This is a genomic window from Coprococcus sp. AF38-1, from assembly GCF_003603945.1.
Classification (GTDB): domain Bacteria; phylum Bacillota; class Clostridia; order Lachnospirales; family Lachnospiraceae; genus Coprococcus; species Coprococcus aceti.
Map to the genome: position 1 here is coordinate 257,125 of NZ_QVGO01000001.1, position 24,821 is coordinate 281,945.

Below are 24,821 nucleotides of genomic sequence, written 5' to 3' on the forward strand. Positions count from 1 at the left end.
GGAGAACGGCTTTTTTGTAGCCAGCAATTGTAAAGATTCATACAATGTTTACAGACCAGAAAAGCAAACTGCAATATGTCTTACAGTAGATATTGTATAATAGATAATGTAAGGAACAGATAAAGGAGCGTACTGTTATGGGAATTGAAAAGAAAATCACTGAAATGCTTGTAACAGCTTCTTGCGGAGACCAGAAGCAAATTGCTGAAACAATCGCTAAAGAAATGGGGCTTGTTCTTGACGGAAGACCGATTACGATTTCTTTTAAGATGTCCATTTTTGATGAAGTTGTTGACGTAGAAACGGCACACGCAACAATTGAATGTCTGGTGGACTGGATTAACCACAGACTTGAAAGCAAAAGCTGGAAGCATGGGAATTATGATTTCTACGGCGAGGGCGAATGCGAAAAATTTGAAATCAAAGACAGAGTTCTTCGCAGAAGAAAAGGCAGAAGAGGTGGAAAAGGAACGACTGTATCTCTGGAAGCCATTCGAGAACAAGATGCGATTTATTTGGCTGAGGGAGATATGTAATCAGCGTCAGGAAAGGACGGTACGATGATGGGGTATTATCAGAGAAAATTTCATTTGCAGTATCAACTGCCGGACGGCAACACATGGAAAGGCATGATAAATGTCGATGCTGAAAGAAAAGAAGATTTGCCAGCCAAAGAAGCTATCAGAGGAACATTCTGGTTCTTCAAAAGCAAAGAGGGGTGGCATGGCGAATTTACGCTTGACAACTACGGGCAGCAGAAATATCCGTATGTTATAACACTGGGAGTGTACCGCCCAATTCGTCAGCTGACACATCAGATAAATTCCAGAGAAGAAGCAGAGGCTATGTTGTTTTATCTGAGAAAGGTGTCATATGATGAAATTCCACGATGCGAAAGCCGAATTGAAAAGTGCGTCTATTCCGAAGAAACACATTACTGGGACTGACCTATCGACCAAAGGAGCAGGATTGAAATGGAACAGTTTTACGAAATCACACCACAGAGCAAGCGGTTTGCAGAGTGCATGACCTACTGGAATGAATCCGATAAGCAAGCCGAAAAAGTCAGGAAGTTTATGAACAATCACAACATTCCATCACCTGCTCTTTGGAAAGGAAATATTCTCTACATCAAGAAGTGTCCGGATATGCCTGACGACAATTTCATGAAGAAAACAGTCGAAGACAATGGGAGTGTTTATTACGGCATCAAGAAGACAAGTTTTCTCGGCAAGGAACTGAAAGCCCTTGGAGTTTGCAGAGCATACAAACCGTTTGTGCCGTTCTTTTTTGAAGAAACGATTTTGCAGGCAGAAGTTCGGTTGTTTTCGGTTGACGGAAAAGTCTATTGCAGTGTAGAACATAATCTGGAGAAGCCTCTGACTTGTCCGGAAGGATTCGTTGAAATGAAAGGCAGTGCGTTCTACGAAATTATGGAAGGTGAAGAAGATGCGTAAGCCTTATCAGGCAAAAACCATTGCAAAGTTTCTGATAGAGGCAGCAGAAGCGGCAGAGCCTACTATCTGTATGACAAACAGCAAGCTGAACTCTATGCTGTACTATGTGCAGGCATGGTACATGATAAAGTATGGTACGCCTTGCTTTACAGACCAGCTGTACGCTCAAAGCTGGGGCGTAGCTGTAGAAGATGTACATTACACTTTCCGTATGTTTGGCAATTGCTCTTTGTGGGGCATTATGGCAAATCAAATAAAGACAGATGAAAAACTGGAAAAGAAAGACCAGAAGCAAATCTGTAAGGTGCTGTATCAAATAGGAACATACAGTGCAGCAACACTGAATCGAATCGTTATGAATCAGAAACCATACCGTGACGCTTATGCCAATACCAGCAATGCTAGTGTCATTACATTGGAAAGTCTGAAAGCATACTTTTCTGAGTGAATATGTTATATCATTAACTACACGCAAACAGATGTGTTACTGAGGTCGGCAATACACCGCTACCAGAAAGGAATCATGAATGACCATTTACATTCTGATTGGCTGTATTAAACTCTACGGAGCAGATGCAAAGGAAGTTCTAGCAGTGTTCAACACTCGCCGAAAAGCAGAAAGAGAAAAGGAACGCAGAAAAAGATTCCAGTCTTTTGATTATTACCTAATTGAAGAACAGCAGGTTCAATAATCTATCTACTCCCTGTTCTGGAAAATCTCAAAGAAGGATAACTGAATATGAATTTTGAAACACTTGTAAGAGATATGATTGCACTCCGGAAGGAATACCGAGAAAAAACACGGAGTGGAGAAGTCCACACACAAAGCGATGCAATTGCGGTTTGCAGAGCCTTCAAAAACAAATACAAGCTGTCTGACAGCGAGTGTGTCGGCATTGCAAGGGGCTATTTTGACCTTGATGATACTATAAACTTGTGGGACAGAATGCAGGGAAAAGAACCACAGACACAGGACGATATTTTCAAATTGTGATTTACTTAATCACCATTTGAATTGTCATAATGCACAAATTTTCTGGCACTTACATAACGAATGTTTGACAGAGTAAATATGCGTATATACTTGACATTTGTACACTACTGTGCTATAATAGATAATGTAAGGAACACACAGAAACGTGAAAGGTATGGTGTTGACAATGAAAATTTTTGCAATCGACCTGACTTTTAACAGTGGAAGAACAGAAAATGCTGTGTATGCTTGTGCAGCTTACGATGAAACCATCAGCATTCCGGAAAAAAGCGGTGCAACGGCTGTGGTTCTTGGCAACACAGAAAGTGATGCAATCAGAAGCCTTCTGAATGTGCTGATTAAGAGAAAAGAACGCACTGGTGTAACATGGAAAGCAAGAGAATTAAAAGAATATCGTAAATGAGGGAATGGCTATGAGTGAAACATATCAGGAAGCAAGAAAGAATGTTGTAAGAATGGCACAGCACTATATCGACTATTGTGCCAGCTATGGAACGAAATGCTCCTTCTATGAGTATTGCGAACCGGACATTCCGATGACAACAGAAACAAAGGAACTGATTGCAAAGGTTTCGGACAGCCTGCATGATGTTGTTTCTACTCTGGGAAAGTAACCTGCAACGCAGAGTGATTGCGACCGACACAAATGTCGGTTGCAAGTAATGCGACTGACAAGCGGTCACAAGTCCGCTGACAGGCTAAAAGATAAGGAATGAAAGGAATGAAAATCCGTGATTGAAACAGGTGCATATTGGGTAGGTAAGAGTAACGGCAATCATGGCAACTGTACTGGAGTATTGTGCCGTTGCAGTGTCTGCGGACATGAACACACTTTCTTTGCATACAGCCTTGAACCTTGTGCAAATTGTGGACGAACAATGATGGGCATGAAGAATGTTCCGTTCAAAAGAGAACTTATCGTTCCGAGAGATGTTTCTCCGGAAGCTCTGAACCTTGCGGAGCAGGTGCTGACGATGGTTCAGGAACAGCTGAAAGAGCGTTCCTTGAAGATGTCAACACTGAAACCTCTTGGCGATGACGAGTGGCATACAGTTCTGCGAGCTGTCGGCACAAACGAAATTGACAGGGTGATTGAGGACGTTCGCTATCAGCTGAAATGTGAGGGAGAAGCATGAGAAAGTTATTCTGGGTATTTTACCATTTGACAAGAGGACATCTTTTCAGAGCTGTTTTCGCAGTGTTTCGATAAGTGCATGAGGTGGAGCTATGACGATTGCATTTTTTGTCTTATTGTGGCTGTTCATCAATCTGATGATACTTTTTATCATGCAATTTGTTGAAGAAAAATATTCCCCACTGGAGCTTTTCGTAGAGATAATAGCAATAATCATCTCTCCGATACTGTGGATTTCTTTCTGGACTGTCGTGAATCGTATCAGGAAAGCTCGTAGAAAGAGAAAGAAAGCGAAAGAAACGAAAGAAAGCGAACCGAGGTGTTGAAATGTTAAGAAAAGTGTTGAAAATGACAATTCTGACGATGATTGCTGGAGCATTCTTGCTTGCCTGCTCCGGCTGTGATACAGCAACACCAATTCCGCTGTGTTATATGTAACAACGGCAAGCAGAAAGTGAGATGTAATCAATGAGAGAAGCTTTGCAGATGTTTTCAGTAGGCTCGCCCTATACGATGTTGCTGATTTACACTATGTTCGTCTTGGTGTATACGTTCTTCAAAAGCTGGAACAAAGTGTTAGATGTGGTGTTCTTTATTACAGGAATCACATTTTCTACTTACGGAATTGGAATAATTGCTACTGAATGTAGCATGACTGCTGGTGGAATTGAGAAGTCCATTGCATTCACTGTAACAGCTGCGGTTATGGCAGCAGCACATATACTTTTTGGTGTATATGTGGCAGCTGATAGATGGACAGAAAGGTAAATGACATGAACTCAAAGAAGATTTTTCAGTGTGAAGCTTGTCCGTTTGCGGTTTCAGGAAGCAATAGACGTGTATGAAGAATGGTAACAGGAGATGATAATATGACTTGGGAATTTGCGGTGCGATTGGCAAAAGCTTGCTTGGCAGCATCGTTTGCCAGTGCATTGATTGCTGGCATATTTGCAGCCTGCACTTCTTCTCAGGTTAAACAGAGAGATGCAGAGCAATCTTCTCAAATGGAAGAATACAAGGACAGCAGTAATGGAAAAGTGACGGTTTATACTGACAAAGATACCGGAGTGCAGTATTTGATATTTGAAAGCGACAGAAGAGGTGGTATCACGCCACGGTTGGACGAGAACGGTAATGTAATGGTTCAGAAAGGAAATACCGATGAAGAATAAGTTTCAGTGTGAAGTATGCAATATCCGCATAGAAGACTGGGTAACTGTGGAGCTTGACCCAGATGATGTACACCAGATAGATATGCAGTTTTCTTACTGTCCGAACTGCGGAACGCCTTTGGGGAAGGAACTGTATTTGAATCGCAGAGAGCAGGCTTTGAACAGTGTTCACGCTGTTGCAGGAACAGATACCTGTGACAGCATCAGAGTGGTAACAGATTTCGGCATCATTGCCCTGCGAGTGAACGAACCGTTCTATTTGCAGAAAAATCGTTACAGAGTATCTATTATCACAAGTAAAGTAAGCAACAAGTTTTTTTATAACGTGGAAATTTGCCAAAACAATATGTGGCAGTCCACTGTGATTTCAAAATCTACTATGACAGAGTGCCTGCTGACACTTGCGAAAAAATTGCAGAATGGAGAGGAAATCGTGAAATGAATGCAGTTACATATGCAGTTTTTACAATGTGGGGCATGGTTCTCGGAGCAGGACTGCTTCGCATTTTCCAGTTGATTTTTTGAGAGGTAAGATATGCTGGAGATTTATTTGAAGACTTGCAATTTCTATGTTGCAAAGAATAAGTTCGACATGGAATACGGACGAAAAAAACGATTCACAACAGCTGAACCGGAACTCGTTCTGTTGGATATTGTCAATCCGGAAGTGCAGAAGCATCTGGATATGGGTGTCTATCGGGGAGAAGGCTTTGACAGTCTGTGGAAGTTTCTCAAAGGCACGAAGCATACAGATATGGAAAATAATCTGCTCTGCTTTTCTGAACTAAGGGAAAGTGCAGAAGCCGGACGGCGTATCTATCTGTTTGACCACTATGCAGGTTCTTCGGAGAGATACGAATATCTGTACAAGGAGAGAAAAGAGCCAGAGCTGTGCTGGAAGCTTGTGATAAAGTATACCATTACCAGAAGACTGACATTGAAGAAAATGGGAGAACTCTTTCCAGAAAATAAGGTGATTTTGTACGCAAAGCAGCATCATCTGCTCAGTGATGCAATGCTGAAAGTGTTGAGCAGAGCAAAATAAGAGGTGATAGCGTATGTTGACAGAGTATGTAAGCGATGAACAATGGAAAAAAGAAGTGGTTTATGAAGTGGGTGATGTTGTGTACAACACCAGAACTGTAAGCGGTGACAAAGGCATCTATTCTGCTGGTTCAAAATTTCGTATTTGCGATATTCAGGCAAGCACAAGCACAAGAAAGCTGAAAGAATATGATGTCAGCCGATTTGTCACAAAGTATGTTTCTTTCGTTCTGGCTTCGGAAGAAACAGATGACCTCATTCGTTGTCAGGCTGGAGAATTTCGGCTGTATCACGAGGGAGAAAAAGCAAAAGAAAACAATCTGGCAATCCGATTGCTGGCAGCAGGAAGTGTGCTACTCATCTTGATGATACTGACAGTAGCCATAATTGCAGTCTTTTTTGACAAAAGCAATCGAATTGCATGGGCGGTAGCGTGGACAGTATGCGGAATTACAGGTGTCTATATCGCAGTGTTGTATTTGCTTTCAATGTACGGATTTAACCGGATAGACAACAGTCTGAGCTATCGTGCTGCAAGAAGAGAAAAGGAGTGCCTGTGATGAAAGTAAAGCGGAAGGAGCAGGACATTTACACGCCATTGTCATGGTGTGACAGAATGAACTCTGCGTATCAAATGAGCATCAGAAACAGCGTGTCTGCCGAAGCAATCATGGATATTCTGACTGCACCGAGTACGGATTCACAACAGGAGTTGCAAAAACGAAAAAGCGGCATCTTCTCTTTCTTGAAACCAAATGCAAAAGCCAATGCGTTCCTGAAAGGTCTGTCAAACAGTGAGCTGTTTGATGCACTGGAATCTATGGCAGTCATAAAGAAATGGAGCAGGAACAAGCAAGTCTTCCGACTGGACAACGATTTTGTCCATGAGCTTCTGAATACAGAAGAAGTGTTCTATGAAAAAGATTCTTGGAAGTTCCTGCCGTATCAGCTGTTTTATCTGGACATTGAAGACTGTCCGGAATACTGTGAGATGTTTTCCTGTCAGGGCATCTTTGTCTATGTTCACAATCTCTTTGAGGACGGAAAAGAAAAGGTTGTGATTCGCATTTACCGAGTGAATCAGGATATGTTCATCAAAGATATGTTTGAACTTGGTAACGTATCAGACCAGCTGGGCTTTTGCAATTTATCAGATACCAAAGAGGAAATCTATCTGTCCAACGGAGAAGAAAAGAAAATCACATCAAATATCCGAGGTCTGATGACAATGGTTGTGCAGATTCTCAATTACCTGTCTTCTGTTCAGCCGGACATCGAAGAAAATCCTCAGACGAAGAAAACGTATCGCAAGCCTGCTCCGCATACTGAGCCGAAAAACAAATATTCTGAAATTCAGAAATGGGACGTTGGCGTTCGGTTTGGTGCAGCTTTTCGTGCTTGGAAAAAAGAGCAAGAAAGTACCGAGCCAAAGGAAACGTCTGGAACACAGCACTCCAGACACGGCAAAGTCAGACCGCATTGCAGAAAGGCTCACTGGTCGCACTTCTGGTATGGCAGCGGAGAGAACAAAGTAAGAAGAGCAAAGTGGCTGAGCGAGTGCTTTGTTGGCGTAAGAACAGAAGAAATGCCAGCGGTAATACATAAAATTGAAACAGAACAGAAAGGGGAAGTGAAATGAATAAAGAAACGGTTCTTCTCGTGACAGCGATGCTGACAGTCACCTGCATCGTTTGTCTTGCCAGAGATAAGATTTTAGAAAGCAAGAATCAACCTGCTGCCAGCAGTGTTTCAGAATCTGCGGAATCCGAAGATTCCATGACATCTGTTTCTCCGGATATTGACATCAATTTCAACTCTGAAAATGATGTGGAATCAATATCAGATGAAAAGCTCCGTTCCATTGCAAATCACGATTTCAAAACCGCAGACTTTGTTCACGACCTTGCCTGTCAGCCGGACTTGTTTCAGACGGAATGGTACGGTGCAGGAACTGATACCGAAGAGAAGTTTCTCTACGCTCCTGTTTGGTTTAACGAGGAAACAAACGTCAAGAAGGCTATTTCTGCGGAAGAGCTGAAAGACTTTGCAAAGCAACGTAATGAAGAAATTGCTGTAAGCAGTGCTGATGCAGAGTATATCTTCTGCGGTGAAACAGACGATTATCTGGAATACAGCGTTCGGTTTACCAGCCATAATGAATATTATGACAACGACAGTCTGGTAGGCAACGACACCTACAGGGCATATCGTGTTATCTATCCGAAACATACAGTCATGCTGGAAAGCGACTGCTCTCTGACACAATATTTTGCAGGAACGCCTACGCTGGAGAGCGTTCAGTCCTGCTTTGACTTAGAGTTCAGCCTTGATGATGAACCAGTTCTGTATCGGGAATATACAGAAACGGACAACGCATTCCAATGCACTTACTATAACCTCACATGGGAAACATTGCAGACGTTTGATGTTGCAGATGATGCTACTTCGATTTTACAATTGAACAAGAATACGATTCTTCTCGACAAGAAGACAAATCAAATCACGAAGCATTCAGAACCAGTCAAGTCAACGACAACAGAATGAATTGCTGTCGTTTTGCACAAACATTGTGGTACTTACATAACGGATGTTCTACAGAGTAAACATTGAAATATGCTTGACATTTGTACACTACTGTGCTATAATAGACAATGTAAGGAACACATACGAACGACCGAAAGGAATGGTAAGTATCATGGCAAAGAACACAGTATGGCATACAGAATACAGTGCATGGTCGCTGGAAGCGTTGGTTGAAGAAATCAATCGCCTTAACTATTGGGAACTGGAAGCCTGCAAAGAACTGTGCAAACGTGCAGGACTTGAAAGCGACTGGGAAAATGCTGATGCAAATACTTTTGAGGAAGTCATCTATCATGCTGCTGAAATTCTCGGTGTAGTCATTGGCTAAGTGATGCAACAGGTTTTTTAACGAATGACGAGAGGTAATTGAAAATGAAAGTTAATCACGATTCAGTTATTGGAAGAAACGAGAGCATTACGATGACAAAGAGATTTAGAGCTTGCGGTCAGATTGCAAACAGCGTTTACAGCGATTCAAAAGAAGAGCTGATTAAGAAGGTCGTTGGTAAAGAGGTCTTCGGGCTGGATATTCTTCAAGAATATCGCAACGGAAGATGGACAACGATTGGAAAGTTTAACGTGCATATTGACTGAAAAGCAAAGGAGAAAAGGTGCATGGGACTGAATGAAGTGACTGCCGGAATGACACCGCAGGAAAAAGAAATCTATTTCGCACACATGGAAAAGAGACACAGGGAAGAAGCCGAGAAGATTCGGCTGGAGAAAGAGCGAACAAGAGCGTATAAAGAATCTTTGATTCAAGACATTCTGGCGAAGGGACTTAACCATAACCAATACACCGAAGAACAGCTTCGGGGCAAGTCAATCAGAGTGCTGGAAATGATGTGGTGAGGTGAGAACAATGAAAAAAGGCACGGTTCTGTTGAATACAGAAGCTTTGGCAAGCGACCCCTTTCGCATGAGTATTTTCATGGGAAGGTACAAAAACCACAAGAACGACACCATGAAGTTGTTGGTTCTGGACAGTGGCAGACCTACGATTATCCGAGAAGAAATAAAGAAGCTGTGTACCACACTGATTCCGGTCGGATATGTGGACATCATGGAAGAAGTCAAAGGCATCATGCTGAAAGCTTTTGAAAAAGCGGAAGCAGACCTGCCGAAACAGGCAAAGGAGCATATTGCATGAGCAGAGTGGAAGAAATTCGGAAAGTTGTGGAAACCGTTGTAGAGGAAACCGTTGTAGATGGAGAACACAATAACGTGTACAGAAATCTATGCAAGACAATGAAAGCATATTCTGTGGAAGAATTGACAGAATACTGCATCGCCATGGGAGAAGCAGGAACGCTTCACGCATATCTGACACAGCATATCTTGGATATGGCTGTTGCTAAGAAAGTATGGGGAAAGAAAGGAGCTTTGGCATGAAACCGGAGCATGAAATCAACTGGAATCAATACGAGTTCTCGAAGCCGATGGTAGTGCAGATGCACGATAGGGTAACAGATGACCTGAGAATCGGAAACTCACCTGTATTGGTAGATTTTTCTGTTTTTTCTGATGCGAAGAAACTGACAGCACTTGCTATCAAGGCTGGAGTTTACGACAAGTACGACAAGGCATACATTCTCCTGAATCTTGGCTGCCTGCAAAACCTGAGAGTGGGTGTTGCAGTAAATCACATGGGAGATGTTCGCATGACAGTTCGGGCGTATGGAAAGAAACCGGAAACCTTTGAAATCAAGTTATCTTTCCCTGAACGAGTTGCTCTTTTGGAGTGCCTTGACATCGTGTGTATGCGAGAGGTAGGAAGTACGCTGGAAACACTTTCTAAGAGTGCATATGAAGAAGTGGAGCAGGAAGATTTGTATAATGCAGTCCGTTGCTTCTACAGAGATGGTGTTCCGGTCGCCAGCAATTTGGACTACTTTCAGATTGAGAGGAATCTCATGGGGACAGTACAAGTCAGCTATGACATGGAAACTCTCTGCACCATTCGTGATGTAGAAAAAAATACATATGCAGTGGAAGGGCTGAAAGAAAATCGTTTTCGTTCCGCTATCAGCAGAGGCATCAAAAGTGCCATTGCAGATGCAACCGTCATGTAAAGGAGTTTATGTGAGTGAAGAAGAAAGGCAAGAAAGAGAAAACGAGCTGACAAAAAAGCTTTCTCTTGTCGAAACCACACATCTGATGCTGTTAGCATTTATCGTTCTCGGTATCATAGCAGTGGGTGAAACTGGTATGTTGCTTTACGCCTTGATTGCATTAGGAATCATACAGTGTGTTTCTTTTGAAATCACAAGTTATGTGTTGAAAAAGGACATCAAGCAGTTAAAGCAAAAAGAAGATAAGTAATTCATGCTGGATTATCCGGCTGGATATAAATTGAACTAGGAGTGATTATCATGAATGAAAAGAAGTTCACAGTTCGCATTGACACAATCAGTAAGGTAAAGGAATTTGTTCGTCTGGTATCGGCTCACAACGCAGATACCGAACTGCGTTCCGGCAGATTCGTGGTCGATGCAAAGTCTATCATGGGCATTTTCTCCCTGAACATCTCTGAACCTGTGGAGATGCGAGTATGCGGCGATGAAGATGACATTGAAAAGCTGGAACAGGACATCAAGCAGTTCATCGAATCGTAAAGGAGAAAGGACATGAGCGAAGAGAAGACAACGTATAAGGGATTCTCTGTTGGTGACAGAGTATATTACTACAAGAAAGGGTGTTGTCCCAGCTTGCCAAGCTGCCTGATTGGGGCAATTCTCAAAATCCAGACAGGCAAGGAATCCGCAACATTTGTGGTGCATGACGAAAAGGACAATATTGTCGATGTGCCATACGAGCATATCTTTAAGAATCAACAGCTGTGTTTTGCTTATGCAGCAAGCCTGACATAAAGGAGTGTGGAAATATGGCATATTACTGGTGTAGCTTGACCTTTGATAAAGTTGGAACATTGCTGGAGAGAAACAGCATTGTTTATGGCGAAACAGAGCAGGAGTTTATCCGGAATATGTCACGTTATCTCCGAGGACACTACGGAACACATCTTACCGCAAATGACTATGATATGCGATTAAAACGCATGGAAGCAGAACAGAATATGTCAGGGGCTGACCTTGGTTTGTATTCTCCGGCATATCCGGATTCAGACAACGATGATGCTGTTTACTTCGTGAGAAAGAAGCAATTGTGCAGTTTTGAGAGAGAAAATCTCCGAGTGCTTGACCTGCGAAACTACCACGAAGCAATTCTCGCTCATGCAGTATGCTTTGCGGAAGAACGTCTGAGATACTGCCGTAAGAAAAAGCAAGGCAAGCGACACAAAAAAGGCTGGAATTATCACTGGCACAAAGGAATCCGGAATAAACTGATACTGGATTCCAAAGGAATGCTCAGAGCAAAGTATTCCGCTGGATTTTTCTGTACATATCAGCTTGACCCGAAGTTTTATAAGTCAGAAAACAACTGGAAGGAAAACAAGAAATGCAGGCATCAATGGGAATGTCACAGCAATCCTCATGCGGACACCATTCCTGCATAACCAGAAAGGAAATTAAAATGAAGGCAAGGACTAAGAAAACGCCCAAAGTCGCTGATAATGAAAACGTAACAGTGGAAATTTATGAAGCCAGTAAAATGATAATGATTGTGGTTTCAAAACGTGGAAAACATTCAGGTGTCTATCCTTGATGTAAAGGAAAAGAAGTTGGGGTACGACCGTTCCAAAACAGTCAAAGTGTTCCGAAGTGATGCTCCAGAAGTTGTGCTGTGCTATATTACCGCAGAAACGACAGTGTGCGATGTTCCGAAGAAGCAGGCAAACAGTACAGGAAAAGGATTGCAGATTACAGGTATCACAGTCAGCAAGCCTAATACGCCTCTTCTGAGCCTGCTCTCAGAAGCTGGAATGGATAAGGCTGTGATATTTGACTGGGTAAAGAGAACACGGCTTACAGAGCTGCGTAAGTGTGTTGACATCGCAATGAATGTACTGGTAGATGCTGACGATGACAGCATCAGTGAAAGTTGCCGTGTAGCAGCAGAGTTTTCTGAAAAGGTGCAGAGCCTCACCAACACTTATGTGAAGGAAATCCGGAAAATTCAGTGACGAATGCAGACTTTATAAAACATTTACAAGTCCGCAAAACAAACAGCAATATATCTGCTGTAAGATTTGCTATAATGATAAGGTCAGCGGAAGTCCGCTGAAATATATCGCTCGTCTGCCATGAGTAGAAGGAGTTTCCGAGGACGTATGCGAAAAGCACCACGTCCTTTGTTTTTTACAGGGAACGGAGAGATAACGATGTCAATTACATTGGAATGCAGAAAGACGAAATCTGAAATGAAAATCGGCTATGGCAATTTCTTTTTTCTCAGAGCAAAAGTAGCTGAACTGTTCGACAAGAATGTTTGGCAGCAGTACATGAAAATCATGGAGATTCCGTATGGAGATGACCGTAAACAGGCTCTGGAGAAGTGGGACACAGACATGGACAGAATCCTGCAAGCCAGCGAAATGCCATCAGGTGTAAAAGACTTCCTGTTCCAGTCAGATTGTGCTGGGAATATCTCCAGAAGTGCTTGTATGGCATTGTATGAGCGAATACACAACTATGACAATAACATCGCCTATGGGTTTCGGATTGTGAAAGACAGCTTCGGAAACCTGATAAGGCAGGAACTTGGTTTTCAAGACTTTGTGGAACTGATAAAAGAGTGTATCGACACAAATTGTGACCTGCTCTGGTCGTAAAATATGCAAGGTGGTGATGGAAATGGAAAAAATACAACTTCTTGAATTGTTTGGTGGCATAGGTTCACCGAGGTGTGCGTTGCGGAACATTGGTGTTCCTGTAAAGTCCATTGATTATGTGGAAATAGATGAAAAAGCAGTCAGGTCATACAATGCAATGTTTGCTGCTGAACATGAATATTCACCGCAGACGGTTGTGGGTTGGAATTTGAAACCTGACATTTTAGTTCATGGTTCACCTTGTCAGGACTTTTCCATTGCCGGACATCAGGGCAAGGCAACCGCAGAAGGTGGAAGAATCAACAAAGGGAAAGGTGCAAATGAAGGTTCAGGAACAAGGTCGAGCTTGATGTGGGAAACGGTTCATATTATTGAACAGATGGGCGAATGGAAACCAAAGGTTGTGATTTGGGAAAACGTGAAGAATGTTCTGTCAAAACACATGGTTCATAACTTCAACCGATACCTTTCCTATATGGAGAAGTTGGGATATACCAACAATCACAAAATACTAGATGCAAGGAATTACGGACTGCCACAGGCAAGGGGAAGGGTTTTTACTGTGTCAGTGCTTGGCGATGAACAATTCAATTTTGACCTGATGCAGACTAAACCAATGGTGAACATCAAAACATTCCTTGAAAGTGGTGATGTTCCTGATTGCTATATGGTTACACAACCAAGTGTATACAATGCCATTGGTAAAAAAGGAATCAGGCGAGCAACTGTCATTGATGAATATGCAAACACTATCACCACAAGACAGGACAGAACCCCAGCACAGGTCATTGACCTTGGCGGTGGAAAATACAGATACCTGACAGAACTGGAGTGTTGGCGGTTACAGGGCTATTCAGATGACGATTTCTATGCAGCAGAATCAACCTGTCAGGTTGAGCGTGAGAAGATGAACAGAACCCTATATCATCAGGCAGGCAATTCCATTCCAGTTGTGATATTTGAAGCAATGTTCAAGGCAATGTTTGAACAGGGTATCATTGAAGTCGGCTCTTGAATTACTTTCAAAAATCAACATGCTATGATATAATAATGTAAGAACTTTTGTACTCAAACAAAGCTTGCGGAGGTTGAAACTATGAAAAAAGAAAACAATTGGATTGATAAAGAAATCGACATTTCCACATTTTATGATAAATTGAGTGATTCAGTAAAAGAACTCATCGTTGAGGCAGAAGAAGCCGAAAAAAACGATATGGATATGGCATTTTATGAGATTTGTGATAACATAGAAATTCAATCGAAACTGCTTGTACCAGATGTAATTTCTTTTAAGGAATGGGATTTGCTTTGCAGTAAATATTATCCACAAACTGATTGAATATGAAAGGATTGATTTTATGAAAAAAACAGTAATTCAGGACTTAAATCCATATATACCAAACGAAAGAAATGGAACGTATGGTGGAAAAGCAGGAGACAAAGAAGGAATCACTATAAACGGAGAATATTGGATTGTGAAGTATCCTAAAAGCACTAAGGGTATGAGGGGGACGTTGGATTCATATACAACTGCACCCCTTTCTGAGTATATAGGAAGCAACATCTATCAAATTCTCGGCATTGAAACGCATGACACGGTTTTGGGAATCAGAAACGACAAGCTGGTTGTTGCCTGCAAAGACTTTTGCAAAAGCGAAGGTTCTCTTCGAGAAATAAGGACTTTGAAAAATATATATAACAAAGAGCTGTCTGAAAAATTAGAAGAGACTTTTTCTTCTACTTCTTCTTCTCACTGCATTGATTTAGAAGATATGATGGTGCATTTGAAATACAATCCTATTCTGAAAGAAATTCCGGATATTCAAACACGCTTCTGGGAACAATTCATTGTCGATATGCTGATTAACAACAATGACAGAAACAACGGGAATTGGGGCGTTTTATATGAAAATGGGGAATATCGCCTTGCTCCAGTATTTGATAACGGTGCTTCATTTTCAAATAAAACTCCAGATTGCAAAATTATAGAATGCTTAAATGATGATTTCAAGTTGCAACAAAGTGTCGCTAGTTCGGTATCTATTTATCGAAACAATGGACATCAAATACACGGAAAAGACATCATTCAAATTAAAGACGAAACATTTTATGAGGTGGCTGCAAAAATAATTCCTGTCATTGATGAAAAAATGGGAGAAATTTTTGACTTCGTTCAAGGTATTCCTGAAAAGCAAAATGGTATTGCTGTGTGTTCTAAAGAAAGAGGACATTTTTATCTTGAGACTATGGAAATGAAATTGGAACAATATCTAATGCCAGTTTTAGCCGTGGCGAAAGAACATTTCATAGAAACAAAAGGCAATGCAATCGAAAACGATGATATAGAAAAATAGTAAAACAAGAGGCACTGTGGTTATCAATCAATGACTGCGGTGCTTTTGTTATTCTGCACAAAAAATCCGGTACTTACATAACGGATATTTTGCAGATTAAATTGCTGTATATGCTTGACATTTGTACACTACTGTGCTATAATAATATATGTAAGGTACAGATGACAAACACATAAAGTGAGGTTTGAATATGGATAAGGTATTGGTTTTGAAAGCGACAGAAAACGGAACGGTTGGCGTAGAAATGCCGTTCGACAAGGAAGCAGGACTGGACTTCTACTATCAGAATTTGGACTGCGACACGATTGATATTGTCGAAGCACACGGTTTGGTAGAATTGAAGCTGGAAGACTTCTGTCTGGTGTGTGATGATGAGGGCATCTTCAACGGTGGCAAGGTAAATGGAATTGCATCTTTGCTGTACGGTTTCATGGAACATGGTCAGCCGTTGGTTGGACACGTTATGGTATGCAAGAACAAATACACCGATGACGGCATTGAAACAGTCGGAATGACTGATGATGACCTGAAAACACTTTACACTGCAATTGAGAAGCTGGTACACGAATACACAAACAAGAAATAAGGAGATATTGCCATGAGATTGATTCAGACCATAGACAACGATGAATTTTATCCAACACCTGCTACACTTGTAAAACGTATGCTGGCAGGAATTGACTGGGACATGGTACAGACTGTCCTTGAACCATCTGCCGGAAAGGGTGATATTCTTCGGGGAATTGCTTTGGCAACCGAGAGTGTCAGACATGACATGGACATTGATTGCATCGAAGCAGATGCCAGTCTGCGACAGGTGCTTCGGTATAATTTCTCCGAGGAAAGAAAAGACAGCCTGAACCGTCAGCAGGGTGAGACTATCAAGAACAGCGGTTGCCCTAATGCAGAAAATCGCTTTGGGAAGTGGAAACAGTATAACAGAGATACTGGATATACTGCGATTCCGGAAGAGCTTGAAGCACAGCTGAATGCCATTGAAAAAGAAAAGAAGACATTCTTTGCCGATGGGATTCACATTGTGGGAGATGATTTCCTCACTTATGAGCCGTTCAAGCAGTACAATCTTATCGTGATGAACCCACCGTTCTCCAATGGTGATAAACACCTTTTGAAAGCTCTGGAGATGCAAAGAACGCATGGTGGTTCTGTTATCTGCCTGCTCAATGCAGAAACAGTCCGGAATCCGTATACAGCAACCAGAAAAGAACTGGTTCGCCTGTTGAATGAATACGATGCGTCCATTGAGTATCTGGAGCAGGAGTTTACCAATGCAGAAAAGAAAACAGCTGTTGAGGTAGCCCTTATCAAGGTGGCTGTTCCCGAAAAAGAAACAGAGCAGGATATTTTTGACCGCATGGCTCAGACGGAGCATTATGAAGAATTTGTTCCGGACGAGAGCAAAGAAATTGAAGTTGCCGACTTCATTCAGGCAATTGTCAACAGATACAAGGTTGAAATGAAATCTGGTCTGGAGCTGATTCACCTGTACAAAGGAATGAAACCGTATCTGGAGAGTTCTTTTGATGAAAGCGAACTGAAATACAGTAAGCCTTTGATTCAGCTGAAAGACGAAAGAGACCACGATTTGACGGTAAACAAATACGTCAAAAGCGTTCGCCTGAAATACTGGAAGGCTTTGCTTTCCAACAAGAAGTTTGTCGGCAAGCTGACAAGCACACTGCAACAGCAGTACAGAGAACAGACTTCCAGCTATGCGAATTACGATTTTTCAGAGTTCAATATTCGCACTTTGCTTGCGGAAATGAACACAAAAATCAAGGTGGGCATTGAAGAAGAAATCGGACAGATGTATGACCGTCTGACTGAGGAACACGCATATTATCCGGAATGCCAGAAGAACCGCCATCTGTATGACGGCTGGAAAACAAACAAAGCATGGAAAATCGGAAAAAAAGTCATTCTTCCTTGCTATGGCATCTTTGACAGCTGGAGTGGAAAACCTCGTACTTACGAAGCATACAACACTCTGACAGATATTGAAAGAATCCTGAACTTCTTCGATGGCGATATGACTGCGGAAGTCAATTTGGAAAATGAGCTGAGAAAGAGCTTTGAACAGGGCATTACAAAAAATATTGCCTGCAAATTCTTTCAGGTGACATTCTACAAGAAAGGGACGGTGCATATCACATTCACCTGTACGGAGCTGATTGACCGATTCAACATCTATGCTGCACAGAACCGTGGTTGGTTGCCACCGTCCTACGGCAAGAAGTCCTACAAGGACATGACCGTAGAAGAGAAGGCGGTTATTGACAGCTTCCAAGGCGAAAAGGCGTACAATGAAGTGATGGCAAAGTCAGACTACTATCTGGCATCGCCCATTGAGAGCCGCCCTTTATTGACTGTAGCGTGATTTTTTACGCTCAAATATAACGAATAACCAACAGAATAAATGCAAATGTGTCAAATTGACACACTATCAAAAGGAGAGAAAAACTATGGCAAAAATTATTTCTGTATGCTCTGAAAAAGGTGGAGCAGGTAAGACAACTGCAACTCTGAACATTGCAAGAGGACTTGCAAAGAAAGGTAAAAAGGTTCTGGTAATCGACCTTGACCAGCAAGGCAATGCGAGCCGTGCTTTGGGCTATATCAAGGACGGTAAGTACACTATTTCCGAAGTAATCTACAATCTGTCCGCAGGCATGGAAACGGATTATGCAGACACTGTTCGTCACAGTGAGAGTGGCGTTGACTATGTACCGTCTTCCCCGATGCTGACAGGCATCACTACTTTCATGGCGAATGACAGCGACAGCAACTATGTGCTGAAACGTGCTGTGCAGAATGATGTGTACGCTCAGTATGACTACATTCTGTTTGACTGCCGAACACTGCTTGACCTGCTCGTTTCCAATGCAATGAACGCCAGCGATTATATCGTGATTCCGGTAGAATGCGGCGTGTTTAGCTTTGACGGACTGGAAAAGATGCTGAACAAGGTGACATCTATCAACAACAGCACCAACAAGAATCTGCGTGTGCTGGGAATCCTGCTGAACAAGTTCAACCGTACCAATGTAAGTTCTTCTATCGTGGACAGTGTGCGTGAAGAATATGAAAAGCTGACCTTTGACACGGTGATTCCGTTCTGCCCTGCTCAGAGCGAAACGGCAGTTCTGAATCAGAAGTGCTGTGTCGATGACAAGAACAGCAGTATGGGCATTGCTTTCACCAGAGTATCAGAAGAGATTCTGAATCGCATCGAAGAGTAAGCACAGAGAAAAGGAGAGACGAAACATGGGTAAAATCAATTTGAATGCAATGAAGCAGGCAAGAAAGGAACAGGAGATTGAAACGCCTGTTCCGGAAGCTCTGGAGCAGGCATATGCCAACGTATGGGGCAAAGACAAAGAAACGGTGCAGTACATCGAACTGAATCATATTGTACCGTTTGCAGACCAGAGAGGGCGAACACAGCCTTTCAAAATCTCTGAGGAAAAGGTATCTCAAATCAAGCTGTCTGCCTCTGACATCGGCATTGTAACACCGCTTATCGTTCGCAAGGTCGGAGCAGAGTATCAGATTATCTCCGGACATCACAGATACATCGCTGCCAAGGAGCTGGAAATGCTGACAGTACCATGCGTTGTGAGAAAAATTTCAGATGATGAGGCAATCAAATACGTTACAGAGTGCAATATCCAGCGTTCCAGACTGCTGCCGACAGAGTATGCAGAAATCTATGCACGATACATGGAAATGCGGAACGATATTGACATGACAGCACAGGAGATTGCAGACAAGTTTGCAATTTCCAAGAAGTCACTGTATCGCTACATCAAGATTCTGGACTTGACCGATGACCTGAAAAAGATGATTGACGAAGACAAGCTTCATACAGATACCGCAGAAATCTTCTGTGGGTTCTCTGCGGACGAGCAGGACGCTGTATACGAATTTGTTCAGCAGACTGGAAAGAAAGTAAATCGTACTATGGCAAAGGCAATGGAACGCATCACACAGGAGCAGGAAGTGACAAGTTACGAGGATTTTCTTCCGGTTCTGGAGCAACCGAAAAAACCAGTCAAGAACAAGCTTTACAGTGGCTTTGCAGAAAAGTACAGCGTGAACTACTCCGAAGAAGAGTGGGACAATCTGGTATCAGAGCTTCTGACCAAGCACTTTGAGAATCGGTAAAAAGCTTTTCGGATAATACGCACGATTCATGCTGCCTTGCAACAGTATCATGCGTAGGATAAAAGCACATAAAGCAAAAAAGAGTGGAACAGTCCGGTGCGATTGCTCCACTTTTTCATGTTTACAAAAGGTTTACGATTGCGAAAAGTAAAGCACAATATATCTACTGTAAGATATGATATAATATAATTACAGAAAGCACAAAGACAGCAGCAATCCTGCGGAGAAGGTTTTGAGGTAAGGTTATGACGTTCGTTGAAATGAAGAGAAATTTTAAGACCAAAGACGGCTACACAAGAATAACAATGGAAGAAAATCCGTTTGCTATAAAAATAAAGCATTCACTTTGCTATCCGGCAATGGAAGAAGGAAAGTTTGTTGAGTATGTTCAGAATACATACGAAGTAAAAAAGGACGAAGCTAACAGCTTGTTTTTGAAATACAAGAAACAAGGGTTTGAATACAGAATAGAAAAGTAAGCCGACCGACAGTGGTTAATCTGTCAGAGAAAGTCAAGGAGATTAAAATGAAAGTGCTTGAAACAAAAAGTGGACAGGTTTTTGAGATATGGGAAAGCAGAAAAGAAGCTCTGCATGACGTTGCCGACATCATTGACGGTATCAGATACGCAAATAAAATCGGACAGCGAACAGATGACTTGCTGTGGGTGCAGTACAAGGACGGAAGCCACTATTGCATCAGTGAAGAAGGCGAAGAGGGAAAGTTTAAGAAAATCAACATCGAAGCTATCATTGACGAGAATGACTGCACAACGATGATTTGGGGTAAAGTTGAAATCTATAACATTGATGATATAGATGAAAAATACAGTGAAGAAAATGATGATGAATCGAAATTCTGGAACGTGACATAAGGGGGGCGTTAGCATGAGCAAAAGTGTCATTAAGCCCTGTCCTTGCTGCGGTGGTAAAGCGAGATTAAAGCAAGGAAAATACAATACTCTGGGGAGCTATGGCGGTGCAGAGCTGGATAAACATTGGTACGGGATTTATTGTACTCAATGTGGGTTGAGCCAGCCCAGAAGACAATATCCTTCAAAAGAGGACGCTTATGAAGCATGGAATAAGAGAGTATACGACAATTAACAGTCGGTTTACTGCATAAAGGAGCGAGGAAACATGAAAGAAATCAATATTTTGGAAGCTATTCAGATGCCACAGCTGATGATTGACATGGCTACACCTGTCAAGGACTACGAAAAGTATGATTTTCATGTAGGCATGAAGTGCAAAATTGATGGCTTTCCATTTGAGCTGATGAGCGAAAACGGCAAGCTGTCCCTCGAAGCAGGAGCAATCATGCTGACAGCACGGAGACGGAGAGAGCAGGAAGTCCCTCGCTTCCGATGTGGCGAAACAATTGCAATTATACAGTTGTTTGACGGCTATGCAAAAGCTTTTGCATACACACTCCCTGAAAAAGTACGGCAGCAGTCGTTCGCCATTTCCTGAAAGGCGGTATTGATATGACAGTTCCGAAGAATGATGATGTACGCTTTCAAGTACAGTGCGAAGTGGAAACAGAGGTGAAGAAACGTGGCTGATAATTATTACTGGATTCGTCTGGAGAGAAAGGTTCAGCTGAATCAGCTGAAATACGCTGATGAGGTCAAAGAGGTCTTGTGGGGAAACGGATTGATTCCCCAAACTGCACCATATGCCGTTTATGAAGGCTCTTATAAGAGCAACGGCGAATGGAAAGATGCGGTGCTGGTAGTCAGCAAAGCGTCCAAAAGAACCGTTTTGCACCGATGCCTTTTCAAGAGAGAAACGGTGAACGGCACAGAAGTGCTTCACAGAGCTGTCAATCTGCTCCAGATGAATGAACTCAGCTGTTGCAGCGTTGATGATTATAAGGACGCTGTGGGAGCAACAGAACGAATTTGGTGGTTCTATTTGAAAGCCGGAAAAAGTTGCGAGTGTCGCAACAATCCGACAGTTGGACTGCGTTTGTCCTGTATGCAGGATAACACGGAAATCACGAAGTTCATCAACGAAAATTTGGTGAACTGCTAAGAAAGGAAGACAAGTATGGGTACTAAGATAATCACTAAGATAATTATGACTGCGGTAAATATAGCTATTATTGCATTCTTGTTTCCTCTTTTAATGAATAAACTTTTCGATACGACTGTGACTGAAACCAGAACGAATATTGATTCCGGAATCAGCTATGTAGAGAGGATAACAAAAAACACAACCACCTATCAGGCAGAAGTACAAGTAAGCCGTGATGAAACGGTAACGGCTGATGTATCAAAAGAGATGTTTTCCAAAAAGCCGGAACAGGCGATTCTGATTCAATGTCAGTTGGATAAAACTCCGGACGGTGAAAGAACGATTTTGACCAGTGACGAAAATTATGATACAACAGCAATTCAGAAGAAGCTGATTGAAGACGGCGAAAAAAGCGTTTGGCATATGGCGATTGCTTCGGCATTGTTATTATTTGCTGTGAGCATTTTCGCTTTAACGGTTTTTTCAAAGGAAGAAAAGAAACTGGTGAAGGAGTTGGTCTGTCATGACACTAACTGATACACGAAAGGCATTGCAGGATATTCTTGAAGAAGCCACAGCTACCGATTGTGCTGTTTGCTATGTAACTGATGCTGATGAGGAAACCCTGCGTAGTGCGATTCAAGCAATAGACGATATGAAGAAGATGCAAGGTATGCTGAAAACAGCTGTCGATGAAATTGAAAAGCTGATGAAAGACCTTTGCCATGCGACAACACCGGATTCAAAATATTCGCCTTGTGCAGACTGCTCATACAACAGATGCTGTATGGACAGAGAAAACTATGTAACAGGTGTGCATTGGATTCATAAAGGCGAATTTGAAGACGCTTGGAACAAAGAATAAGGACGCTGTATTATGAAAAAGAACTACAAGCAAGGCTACAGTCGCAAATATCTGGAAGAAGCTTTCGTTGGGCTTGGGGCTACCATATACGGTATGTTCGACCGCAAGCAAGGCTCTGGGTATTTGTTCCGATACATTCGGGTAGAGGGCGTACAAAAAGACGGACAGCCTTTTGTAGGGCGAGAACATCACCTGTGGATATTCCGAGGCTGCAAGATGCTTGACCTGATGCAATTTTCCATGAAAAAAGGAGATAAGTTCCGCATCAAAGGCGAGCCGTATCTCTATCGGAGAAAAAACGGCTCTTACGATTTTTCTATCCGAGATATACATAGCTTTGAAAAGATACAGGACTATACTTTCCCGACTTGGGAAGAAGTGACACAGACACAGAAAAAGCATAAGTGTCTGTATTGTCCAAAGAAAGACAAGTGCAATGGCTTTTGCACATGGTAAGATAAGAGAGGTGTGACTTATGATTTTTGTAACTGGCGATACGCATGGAGAACACGACATTCACAAGCTGAACACAATCGGTTTTCCGGAACAAAAAGGCTTAACACGAGATGATTATGTCATTATCTGCGGAGATTTCGGCGTTGTGTGGAACGATGATGCTTGTGACAGGTATTGGTTGGAGTGGCTGGAGAATAAGCCGTGGACAACGCTTTGGATAGATGGAAACCACGAGAATTTCGACCTGCTCCGGAAATATCCGAAAGAGCAGTGGAATAGCGGTGTGGTGCAGAAAATCACGCCTCATGTCATTCATCTTTGTCGTGGAGAAATCTTCAATTTGCAAGGAAAGACTTTCTTTGCAATGGGCGGTGCAGAAAGCACAGACAAGGTGTTCCGCAAAGAAGGACTTTCTTGGTGGAAAGAGGAAATGCCGTCAGATGAAGAAATGGCTCATGCGATACAGACGCTGGAGCAGGCAAACTGGAACGTGGACTACGTTTTGACACACACGATTTGCAATGACGTTCTGAAACAGCTGTTTTTCTTATATGCGGAATTTGGCTGGCAATATAAAACAAACCAGCTGTCAGACTTCTTTCAGAAAATCGAACAAAAGCTTTCCTATCAGCAATGGTTCTGCGGACATTATCATGATGATATAGTTATGAGTGACAACAAGCACACAATGGTATATCACAACATTATCCGCTTACCAGAATAAATCAGATAAAAGGTGATAAATCTATGCGAAAGGAGTATCATCAGATGCCGAAGACAATAGCAGCGAAAAAGGCACAGAAGAAGTATATTGCTTCCAGAAAAAGACTGTCCCTGCTGTTCACAAACGAAGAGTATGCGAAACTGTGCGAAATGGCAAAAGCCCAGCACACGACCATCACTGGCGTGATTCGCAAAGAGCTGAAATTGAATGGGGAATAATGCGTATTTGTATGTTATCCACAAGATTCAACAGTTTTTGTAACGGATAATTTACAGAGTAAAACCGCATAAACACTTGACATTCGTACACCATTGTGCTATAATAGACAATGTAAGGAACGCTACCTTACACATTCCTCTATTTTTCCCAATGGTATTGCGGTGAAAACTGCGTACTGAAACATTTTTATTTTTTCCCATTACCCCTATATTATTTTTCTTCAACCCCACCATGGGGCTTACTCCTTATTTTTATGTGTGGAAATCACAGCAAGACAGTGAAAGCCTGTCATATGCCGAAAAGCAGGTCGCTCCTGCGATTTGGCACAACAATCCTCAGCGTATCACAATGTTTTACCCATTTGACTTTGTGGTGCGTATCATCTCCTTATTATAAATTTGCAAGACGGAGTTTATCCATTTCTCCGTCTTGTGTCTGAGTAGTTTAAGTAAAACACTGTAGCTGGAGCAAAAGCCATTTGCAACACCAGAGAGAAGCTATGTAGTGATAAACGATACAGAATGTGGGTGCAAGTCCTGCCTCAGACACCAACAGCGTCATAACAAACCATATACCTTATCACGAGGGAGAGTTTTTCTTTATCTCCTTGATTTTGTCTCTCCCTCAATGCCTGAGTTCGAGTAAATCATTGCAGTTGAAATTATTTTCAATGCGAATGATGCTGGTGCAAATCCTGCCTCAGACACCATTTGCAAAGTATCTCCGTTTGCTTTGCAACAGTCAATTCATAACGAGGAAGCGTTCGCCATAGCGTTTCCTTACTGCGTCCCTGTAGTTTAAGTAGAACAAGCGGTTTGGTGAATGCACCGCAAGCGTATCGGTGAAAGCCCGATTGGGGACACCAACAGCCTTCTGATGAAAC

45 protein-coding genes are annotated in these 24,821 nt (G+C 42.2%); all 45 read left to right on the forward strand.

The annotated features are described in order from the left end of the window. The first annotated feature begins 137 nt into the window (after positions 1-137). Positions 138-536 (forward strand): hypothetical protein, encoded by a 399-nt coding sequence (locus DW025_RS01170; RefSeq protein ID WP_119998284.1) that lies wholly within the window; start codon positions 138-140, stop codon positions 534-536. A 24-nt stretch (positions 537-560) separates the two neighbouring features. After that, the gene (locus DW025_RS01175; protein WP_119998286.1) at positions 561-947 is read left to right on the forward strand and encodes a hypothetical protein; all 387 of its coding nucleotides are present in this window, start codon (positions 561-563) and stop codon (positions 945-947) included. 27 nt (positions 948-974) lie between these two features. After that, positions 975-1,457, forward strand: coding sequence for a hypothetical protein (locus DW025_RS01180; protein WP_119998288.1), 483 nt, complete (start codon positions 975-977; stop codon positions 1,455-1,457). Beyond that, positions 1,450-1,905 (forward strand): Panacea domain-containing protein, encoded by a 456-nt coding sequence (locus DW025_RS01185; protein WP_119998290.1) that lies wholly within the window; start codon positions 1,450-1,452, stop codon positions 1,903-1,905. The genes DW025_RS01180 and DW025_RS01185 overlap by 8 nt, the downstream gene beginning before the upstream one ends. Positions 1,906-2,196: 291 nt before the next feature. Continuing rightward, entirely contained in the window at positions 2,197-2,451 is a 255-nt protein-coding gene (locus tag DW025_RS01190) for a hypothetical protein (protein WP_119998292.1), read from the forward strand. A gap of 166 nt (positions 2,452-2,617) precedes the next feature. Beyond that, positions 2,618-2,854, forward strand: a complete 237-nt coding sequence (locus DW025_RS01195; RefSeq protein ID WP_119998294.1) for a hypothetical protein — start codon at positions 2,618-2,620, stop codon at positions 2,852-2,854. A gap of 10 nt (positions 2,855-2,864) precedes the next feature. Continuing rightward, a complete protein-coding gene (locus DW025_RS01200; RefSeq protein WP_119998296.1) occupies positions 2,865-3,065 on the forward strand; it encodes a hypothetical protein in 201 nt (66 codons plus the stop codon). Between the two features lie 117 nt (positions 3,066-3,182). After that, the gene (locus DW025_RS14680) at positions 3,183-3,587 is read left to right on the forward strand and encodes a hypothetical protein (RefSeq protein WP_133302857.1); all 405 of its coding nucleotides are present in this window, start codon (positions 3,183-3,185) and stop codon (positions 3,585-3,587) included. A 91-nt stretch (positions 3,588-3,678) separates the two neighbouring features. Beyond that, complete coding sequence (locus DW025_RS01210) at positions 3,679-3,912, forward strand: hypothetical protein (RefSeq protein ID WP_119998300.1); 234 nt, start codon at positions 3,679-3,681, stop codon at positions 3,910-3,912. Between the two features lie 142 nt (positions 3,913-4,054). Beyond that, positions 4,055-4,354: a hypothetical protein gene (locus DW025_RS01215; RefSeq protein ID WP_119998302.1), complete on the forward strand. Its 300-nt coding sequence runs from the start codon at positions 4,055-4,057 to the stop codon at positions 4,352-4,354. A 101-nt stretch (positions 4,355-4,455) separates the two neighbouring features. Further along, complete coding sequence (locus tag DW025_RS15030) at positions 4,456-4,758, forward strand: DUF6440 family protein (RefSeq protein WP_243104856.1); 303 nt, start codon at positions 4,456-4,458, stop codon at positions 4,756-4,758. Further along, positions 4,748-5,200: a hypothetical protein gene (locus DW025_RS01225; protein ID WP_119998303.1), complete on the forward strand. Its 453-nt coding sequence runs from the start codon at positions 4,748-4,750 to the stop codon at positions 5,198-5,200. The genes DW025_RS15030 and DW025_RS01225 overlap by 11 nt, the downstream gene beginning before the upstream one ends. Positions 5,201-5,293: 93 nt before the next feature. Beyond that, positions 5,294-5,803: a hypothetical protein gene (locus DW025_RS01230; RefSeq protein WP_119998305.1), complete on the forward strand. Its 510-nt coding sequence runs from the start codon at positions 5,294-5,296 to the stop codon at positions 5,801-5,803. A 13-nt stretch (positions 5,804-5,816) separates the two neighbouring features. Beyond that, a complete protein-coding gene (locus DW025_RS01235) occupies positions 5,817-6,362 on the forward strand; it encodes a hypothetical protein (protein ID WP_119998307.1) in 546 nt (181 codons plus the stop codon). Beyond that, a complete protein-coding gene (locus DW025_RS01240; RefSeq protein WP_133302858.1) occupies positions 6,359-7,441 on the forward strand; it encodes a hypothetical protein in 1,083 nt (360 codons plus the stop codon). The genes DW025_RS01235 and DW025_RS01240 overlap by 4 nt, the downstream gene beginning before the upstream one ends. Beyond that, the gene (locus DW025_RS01245; RefSeq protein WP_119998311.1) at positions 7,438-8,346 is read left to right on the forward strand and encodes a hypothetical protein; all 909 of its coding nucleotides are present in this window, start codon (positions 7,438-7,440) and stop codon (positions 8,344-8,346) included. Before DW025_RS01240 ends, DW025_RS01245 begins: the two co-directional genes overlap by 4 nt. Before the next feature lie 151 nt (positions 8,347-8,497). Next, positions 8,498-8,713 carry a hypothetical protein gene (locus DW025_RS01250; RefSeq protein ID WP_119998312.1) on the forward strand — a complete coding sequence of 72 codons (216 nt, stop codon included), beginning with the start codon at positions 8,498-8,500 and terminating at the stop codon, positions 8,711-8,713. Between the two features lie 44 nt (positions 8,714-8,757). Further along, positions 8,758-8,979, forward strand: a complete 222-nt coding sequence (locus DW025_RS01255; protein ID WP_119998314.1) for a hypothetical protein — start codon at positions 8,758-8,760, stop codon at positions 8,977-8,979. A gap of 21 nt (positions 8,980-9,000) precedes the next feature. After that, entirely contained in the window at positions 9,001-9,237 is a 237-nt protein-coding gene (locus tag DW025_RS01260) for a hypothetical protein (RefSeq protein WP_119998316.1), read from the forward strand. Between the two features lie 79 nt (positions 9,238-9,316). Further along, positions 9,317-9,535 (forward strand): hypothetical protein, encoded by a 219-nt coding sequence (locus DW025_RS01265; protein ID WP_133302859.1) that lies wholly within the window; start codon positions 9,317-9,319, stop codon positions 9,533-9,535. Further along, positions 9,532-9,777, forward strand: coding sequence for a hypothetical protein (locus DW025_RS01270; RefSeq protein WP_119998320.1), 246 nt, complete (start codon positions 9,532-9,534; stop codon positions 9,775-9,777). The genes DW025_RS01265 and DW025_RS01270 overlap by 4 nt, the downstream gene beginning before the upstream one ends. Then, positions 9,774-10,457, forward strand: coding sequence for a hypothetical protein (locus tag DW025_RS01275; protein WP_119998322.1), 684 nt, complete (start codon positions 9,774-9,776; stop codon positions 10,455-10,457). Before DW025_RS01270 ends, DW025_RS01275 begins: the two co-directional genes overlap by 4 nt. A gap of 10 nt (positions 10,458-10,467) precedes the next feature. Then, positions 10,468-10,707, forward strand: coding sequence for a hypothetical protein (locus DW025_RS01280; RefSeq protein WP_119998324.1), 240 nt, complete (start codon positions 10,468-10,470; stop codon positions 10,705-10,707). A gap of 50 nt (positions 10,708-10,757) precedes the next feature. Next, positions 10,758-11,000 carry an HPr family phosphocarrier protein gene (locus DW025_RS01285; protein ID WP_119998326.1) on the forward strand — a complete coding sequence of 81 codons (243 nt, stop codon included), beginning with the start codon at positions 10,758-10,760 and terminating at the stop codon, positions 10,998-11,000. Positions 11,001-11,012: 12 nt separating this feature from the next. Beyond that, on the forward strand, positions 11,013-11,255 hold the full coding sequence (locus DW025_RS01290) for a hypothetical protein (protein ID WP_119998328.1): 243 nt from the start codon (positions 11,013-11,015) through the stop codon (positions 11,253-11,255). Positions 11,256-11,269: 14 nt separating this feature from the next. Further along, positions 11,270-11,902, forward strand: coding sequence for a hypothetical protein (locus DW025_RS01295; RefSeq protein WP_119998330.1), 633 nt, complete (start codon positions 11,270-11,272; stop codon positions 11,900-11,902). Between the two features lie 120 nt (positions 11,903-12,022). Then, positions 12,023-12,469: a hypothetical protein gene (locus DW025_RS01300; protein ID WP_133302860.1), complete on the forward strand. Its 447-nt coding sequence runs from the start codon at positions 12,023-12,025 to the stop codon at positions 12,467-12,469. A 198-nt stretch (positions 12,470-12,667) separates the two neighbouring features. Next, positions 12,668-13,117: a hypothetical protein gene (locus DW025_RS01305; RefSeq protein ID WP_119998334.1), complete on the forward strand. Its 450-nt coding sequence runs from the start codon at positions 12,668-12,670 to the stop codon at positions 13,115-13,117. Positions 13,118-13,139: 22 nt separating this feature from the next. Then, positions 13,140-14,132, forward strand: a complete 993-nt coding sequence (locus DW025_RS01310) for a DNA cytosine methyltransferase (RefSeq protein WP_119998336.1) — start codon at positions 13,140-13,142, stop codon at positions 14,130-14,132. Positions 14,133-14,213: 81 nt separating this feature from the next. Next, the gene (locus tag DW025_RS01315) at positions 14,214-14,456 is read left to right on the forward strand and encodes a hypothetical protein (protein ID WP_119998338.1); all 243 of its coding nucleotides are present in this window, start codon (positions 14,214-14,216) and stop codon (positions 14,454-14,456) included. 19 nt (positions 14,457-14,475) lie between these two features. Then, positions 14,476-15,471, forward strand: a complete 996-nt coding sequence (locus DW025_RS01320; RefSeq protein ID WP_119998340.1) for a HipA domain-containing protein — start codon at positions 14,476-14,478, stop codon at positions 15,469-15,471. A gap of 190 nt (positions 15,472-15,661) precedes the next feature. Beyond that, on the forward strand, positions 15,662-16,057 hold the full coding sequence (locus DW025_RS01325; RefSeq protein WP_119998342.1) for a DUF3846 domain-containing protein: 396 nt from the start codon (positions 15,662-15,664) through the stop codon (positions 16,055-16,057). Between the two features lie 12 nt (positions 16,058-16,069). Continuing rightward, positions 16,070-17,869 carry a DUF4942 domain-containing protein gene (locus tag DW025_RS01330; RefSeq protein WP_119998344.1) on the forward strand — a complete coding sequence of 600 codons (1,800 nt, stop codon included), beginning with the start codon at positions 16,070-16,072 and terminating at the stop codon, positions 17,867-17,869. Between the two features lie 85 nt (positions 17,870-17,954). After that, a complete protein-coding gene (locus DW025_RS01335) occupies positions 17,955-18,731 on the forward strand; it encodes a ParA family protein (RefSeq protein ID WP_119998346.1) in 777 nt (258 codons plus the stop codon). A gap of 25 nt (positions 18,732-18,756) precedes the next feature. Then, entirely contained in the window at positions 18,757-19,656 is a 900-nt protein-coding gene (locus tag DW025_RS01340; protein WP_119998348.1) for a ParB/RepB/Spo0J family partition protein, read from the forward strand. Between the two features lie 245 nt (positions 19,657-19,901). Next, positions 19,902-20,135 (forward strand): hypothetical protein, encoded by a 234-nt coding sequence (locus DW025_RS01345; protein WP_119998350.1) that lies wholly within the window; start codon positions 19,902-19,904, stop codon positions 20,133-20,135. A 47-nt stretch (positions 20,136-20,182) separates the two neighbouring features. Beyond that, positions 20,183-20,530 (forward strand): hypothetical protein, encoded by a 348-nt coding sequence (locus DW025_RS01350; protein ID WP_119998352.1) that lies wholly within the window; start codon positions 20,183-20,185, stop codon positions 20,528-20,530. 13 nt (positions 20,531-20,543) lie between these two features. Next, complete coding sequence (locus DW025_RS01355; RefSeq protein ID WP_119998353.1) at positions 20,544-20,762, forward strand: Lar family restriction alleviation protein; 219 nt, start codon at positions 20,544-20,546, stop codon at positions 20,760-20,762. Positions 20,763-20,795: 33 nt separating this feature from the next. Continuing rightward, the gene (locus tag DW025_RS01360; RefSeq protein WP_119998355.1) at positions 20,796-21,128 is read left to right on the forward strand and encodes a hypothetical protein; all 333 of its coding nucleotides are present in this window, start codon (positions 20,796-20,798) and stop codon (positions 21,126-21,128) included. Positions 21,129-21,212: 84 nt separating this feature from the next. Further along, a complete protein-coding gene (locus DW025_RS01365; protein WP_119998357.1) occupies positions 21,213-21,692 on the forward strand; it encodes a hypothetical protein in 480 nt (159 codons plus the stop codon). Positions 21,693-21,707: 15 nt separating this feature from the next. Continuing rightward, positions 21,708-22,211 carry a hypothetical protein gene (locus DW025_RS01370; RefSeq protein WP_119998359.1) on the forward strand — a complete coding sequence of 168 codons (504 nt, stop codon included), beginning with the start codon at positions 21,708-21,710 and terminating at the stop codon, positions 22,209-22,211. Beyond that, positions 22,198-22,539 (forward strand): hypothetical protein, encoded by a 342-nt coding sequence (locus tag DW025_RS01375; RefSeq protein WP_119998361.1) that lies wholly within the window; start codon positions 22,198-22,200, stop codon positions 22,537-22,539. The genes DW025_RS01370 and DW025_RS01375 overlap by 14 nt, the downstream gene beginning before the upstream one ends. A gap of 12 nt (positions 22,540-22,551) precedes the next feature. Further along, positions 22,552-22,995: a hypothetical protein gene (locus DW025_RS01380; protein WP_119998363.1), complete on the forward strand. Its 444-nt coding sequence runs from the start codon at positions 22,552-22,554 to the stop codon at positions 22,993-22,995. Positions 22,996-23,014: 19 nt separating this feature from the next. Next, a complete protein-coding gene (locus tag DW025_RS01385) occupies positions 23,015-23,719 on the forward strand; it encodes a metallophosphoesterase family protein (RefSeq protein WP_119998365.1) in 705 nt (234 codons plus the stop codon). Positions 23,720-23,763: 44 nt separating this feature from the next. Then, the gene (locus DW025_RS14725) at positions 23,764-23,937 is read left to right on the forward strand and encodes a hypothetical protein (RefSeq protein WP_165854722.1); all 174 of its coding nucleotides are present in this window, start codon (positions 23,764-23,766) and stop codon (positions 23,935-23,937) included. Positions 23,938-24,821: the final 884 nt, after the last annotated feature.

What these genes read in the sequence shown, in the direction of transcription:
- DW025_RS01235 (WP_119998307.1), top strand. Translation starts at nt 5,817, where the DNA reads ATGTTGACAGAGTATGTAAGCGATGAACAATGGAAAAAAGAAGTGGTT.
- DW025_RS01270 (WP_119998320.1), top strand. Translation starts at nt 9,532, where the DNA reads ATGAGCAGAGTGGAAGAAATTCGGAAAGTTGTGGAAACCGTTGTAGAG.
- DW025_RS01185 (WP_119998290.1), top strand. Translation starts at nt 1,450, where the DNA reads ATGCGTAAGCCTTATCAGGCAAAAACCATTGCAAAGTTTCTGATAGAG.
- DW025_RS01230 (WP_119998305.1), top strand. Translation starts at nt 5,294, where the DNA reads ATGCTGGAGATTTATTTGAAGACTTGCAATTTCTATGTTGCAAAGAAT.
- DW025_RS01180 (WP_119998288.1), top strand. Translation starts at nt 975, where the DNA reads ATGGAACAGTTTTACGAAATCACACCACAGAGCAAGCGGTTTGCAGAG.
- DW025_RS01310 (WP_119998336.1), top strand. Translation starts at nt 13,140, where the DNA reads ATGGAAAAAATACAACTTCTTGAATTGTTTGGTGGCATAGGTTCACCG.
- DW025_RS01315 (WP_119998338.1), top strand. Translation starts at nt 14,214, where the DNA reads ATGAAAAAAGAAAACAATTGGATTGATAAAGAAATCGACATTTCCACA.
- DW025_RS01215 (WP_119998302.1), top strand. Translation starts at nt 4,055, where the DNA reads ATGAGAGAAGCTTTGCAGATGTTTTCAGTAGGCTCGCCCTATACGATG.
- DW025_RS01245 (WP_119998311.1), top strand. Translation starts at nt 7,438, where the DNA reads ATGAATAAAGAAACGGTTCTTCTCGTGACAGCGATGCTGACAGTCACC.
- DW025_RS01305 (WP_119998334.1), top strand. Translation starts at nt 12,668, where the DNA reads ATGTCAATTACATTGGAATGCAGAAAGACGAAATCTGAAATGAAAATC.
- DW025_RS01345 (WP_119998350.1), top strand. Translation starts at nt 19,902, where the DNA reads ATGACGTTCGTTGAAATGAAGAGAAATTTTAAGACCAAAGACGGCTAC.
- DW025_RS01290 (WP_119998328.1), top strand. Translation starts at nt 11,013, where the DNA reads ATGAGCGAAGAGAAGACAACGTATAAGGGATTCTCTGTTGGTGACAGA.
- DW025_RS01295 (WP_119998330.1), top strand. Translation starts at nt 11,270, where the DNA reads ATGGCATATTACTGGTGTAGCTTGACCTTTGATAAAGTTGGAACATTG.
- DW025_RS01340 (WP_119998348.1), top strand. Translation starts at nt 18,757, where the DNA reads ATGGGTAAAATCAATTTGAATGCAATGAAGCAGGCAAGAAAGGAACAG.
- DW025_RS01190 (WP_119998292.1), top strand. Translation starts at nt 2,197, where the DNA reads ATGAATTTTGAAACACTTGTAAGAGATATGATTGCACTCCGGAAGGAA.
- DW025_RS01320 (WP_119998340.1), top strand. Translation starts at nt 14,476, where the DNA reads ATGAAAAAAACAGTAATTCAGGACTTAAATCCATATATACCAAACGAA.
- DW025_RS01325 (WP_119998342.1), top strand. Translation starts at nt 15,662, where the DNA reads ATGGATAAGGTATTGGTTTTGAAAGCGACAGAAAACGGAACGGTTGGC.
- DW025_RS01285 (WP_119998326.1), top strand. Translation starts at nt 10,758, where the DNA reads ATGAATGAAAAGAAGTTCACAGTTCGCATTGACACAATCAGTAAGGTA.
- DW025_RS01250 (WP_119998312.1), top strand. Translation starts at nt 8,498, where the DNA reads ATGGCAAAGAACACAGTATGGCATACAGAATACAGTGCATGGTCGCTG.
- DW025_RS14725 (WP_165854722.1), top strand. Translation starts at nt 23,764, where the DNA reads ATGCCGAAGACAATAGCAGCGAAAAAGGCACAGAAGAAGTATATTGCT.
- DW025_RS01265 (WP_133302859.1), top strand. Translation starts at nt 9,317, where the DNA reads ATGGGAAGGTACAAAAACCACAAGAACGACACCATGAAGTTGTTGGTT.
- DW025_RS01255 (WP_119998314.1), top strand. Translation starts at nt 8,758, where the DNA reads ATGAAAGTTAATCACGATTCAGTTATTGGAAGAAACGAGAGCATTACG.
- DW025_RS01375 (WP_119998361.1), top strand. Translation starts at nt 22,198, where the DNA reads ATGACACTAACTGATACACGAAAGGCATTGCAGGATATTCTTGAAGAA.
- DW025_RS01170 (WP_119998284.1), top strand. Translation starts at nt 138, where the DNA reads ATGGGAATTGAAAAGAAAATCACTGAAATGCTTGTAACAGCTTCTTGC.
- DW025_RS15030 (WP_243104856.1), top strand. Translation starts at nt 4,456, where the DNA reads ATGACTTGGGAATTTGCGGTGCGATTGGCAAAAGCTTGCTTGGCAGCA.
- DW025_RS01360 (WP_119998355.1), top strand. Translation starts at nt 20,796, where the DNA reads ATGAAAGAAATCAATATTTTGGAAGCTATTCAGATGCCACAGCTGATG.
- DW025_RS01380 (WP_119998363.1), top strand. Translation starts at nt 22,552, where the DNA reads ATGAAAAAGAACTACAAGCAAGGCTACAGTCGCAAATATCTGGAAGAA.
- DW025_RS01275 (WP_119998322.1), top strand. Translation starts at nt 9,774, where the DNA reads ATGAAACCGGAGCATGAAATCAACTGGAATCAATACGAGTTCTCGAAG.
- DW025_RS01195 (WP_119998294.1), top strand. Translation starts at nt 2,618, where the DNA reads ATGAAAATTTTTGCAATCGACCTGACTTTTAACAGTGGAAGAACAGAA.
- DW025_RS01330 (WP_119998344.1), top strand. Translation starts at nt 16,070, where the DNA reads ATGAGATTGATTCAGACCATAGACAACGATGAATTTTATCCAACACCT.
- DW025_RS01350 (WP_119998352.1), top strand. Translation starts at nt 20,183, where the DNA reads ATGAAAGTGCTTGAAACAAAAAGTGGACAGGTTTTTGAGATATGGGAA.
- DW025_RS01370 (WP_119998359.1), top strand. Translation starts at nt 21,708, where the DNA reads ATGGGTACTAAGATAATCACTAAGATAATTATGACTGCGGTAAATATA.
- DW025_RS01335 (WP_119998346.1), top strand. Translation starts at nt 17,955, where the DNA reads ATGGCAAAAATTATTTCTGTATGCTCTGAAAAAGGTGGAGCAGGTAAG.
- DW025_RS01385 (WP_119998365.1), top strand. Translation starts at nt 23,015, where the DNA reads ATGATTTTTGTAACTGGCGATACGCATGGAGAACACGACATTCACAAG.
- DW025_RS01210 (WP_119998300.1), top strand. Translation starts at nt 3,679, where the DNA reads ATGACGATTGCATTTTTTGTCTTATTGTGGCTGTTCATCAATCTGATG.
- DW025_RS01355 (WP_119998353.1), top strand. Translation starts at nt 20,544, where the DNA reads ATGAGCAAAAGTGTCATTAAGCCCTGTCCTTGCTGCGGTGGTAAAGCG.
- DW025_RS01200 (WP_119998296.1), top strand. Translation starts at nt 2,865, where the DNA reads ATGAGTGAAACATATCAGGAAGCAAGAAAGAATGTTGTAAGAATGGCA.
- DW025_RS01175 (WP_119998286.1), top strand. Translation starts at nt 561, where the DNA reads ATGATGGGGTATTATCAGAGAAAATTTCATTTGCAGTATCAACTGCCG.
- DW025_RS01225 (WP_119998303.1), top strand. Translation starts at nt 4,748, where the DNA reads ATGAAGAATAAGTTTCAGTGTGAAGTATGCAATATCCGCATAGAAGAC.
- DW025_RS01260 (WP_119998316.1), top strand. Translation starts at nt 9,001, where the DNA reads ATGGGACTGAATGAAGTGACTGCCGGAATGACACCGCAGGAAAAAGAA.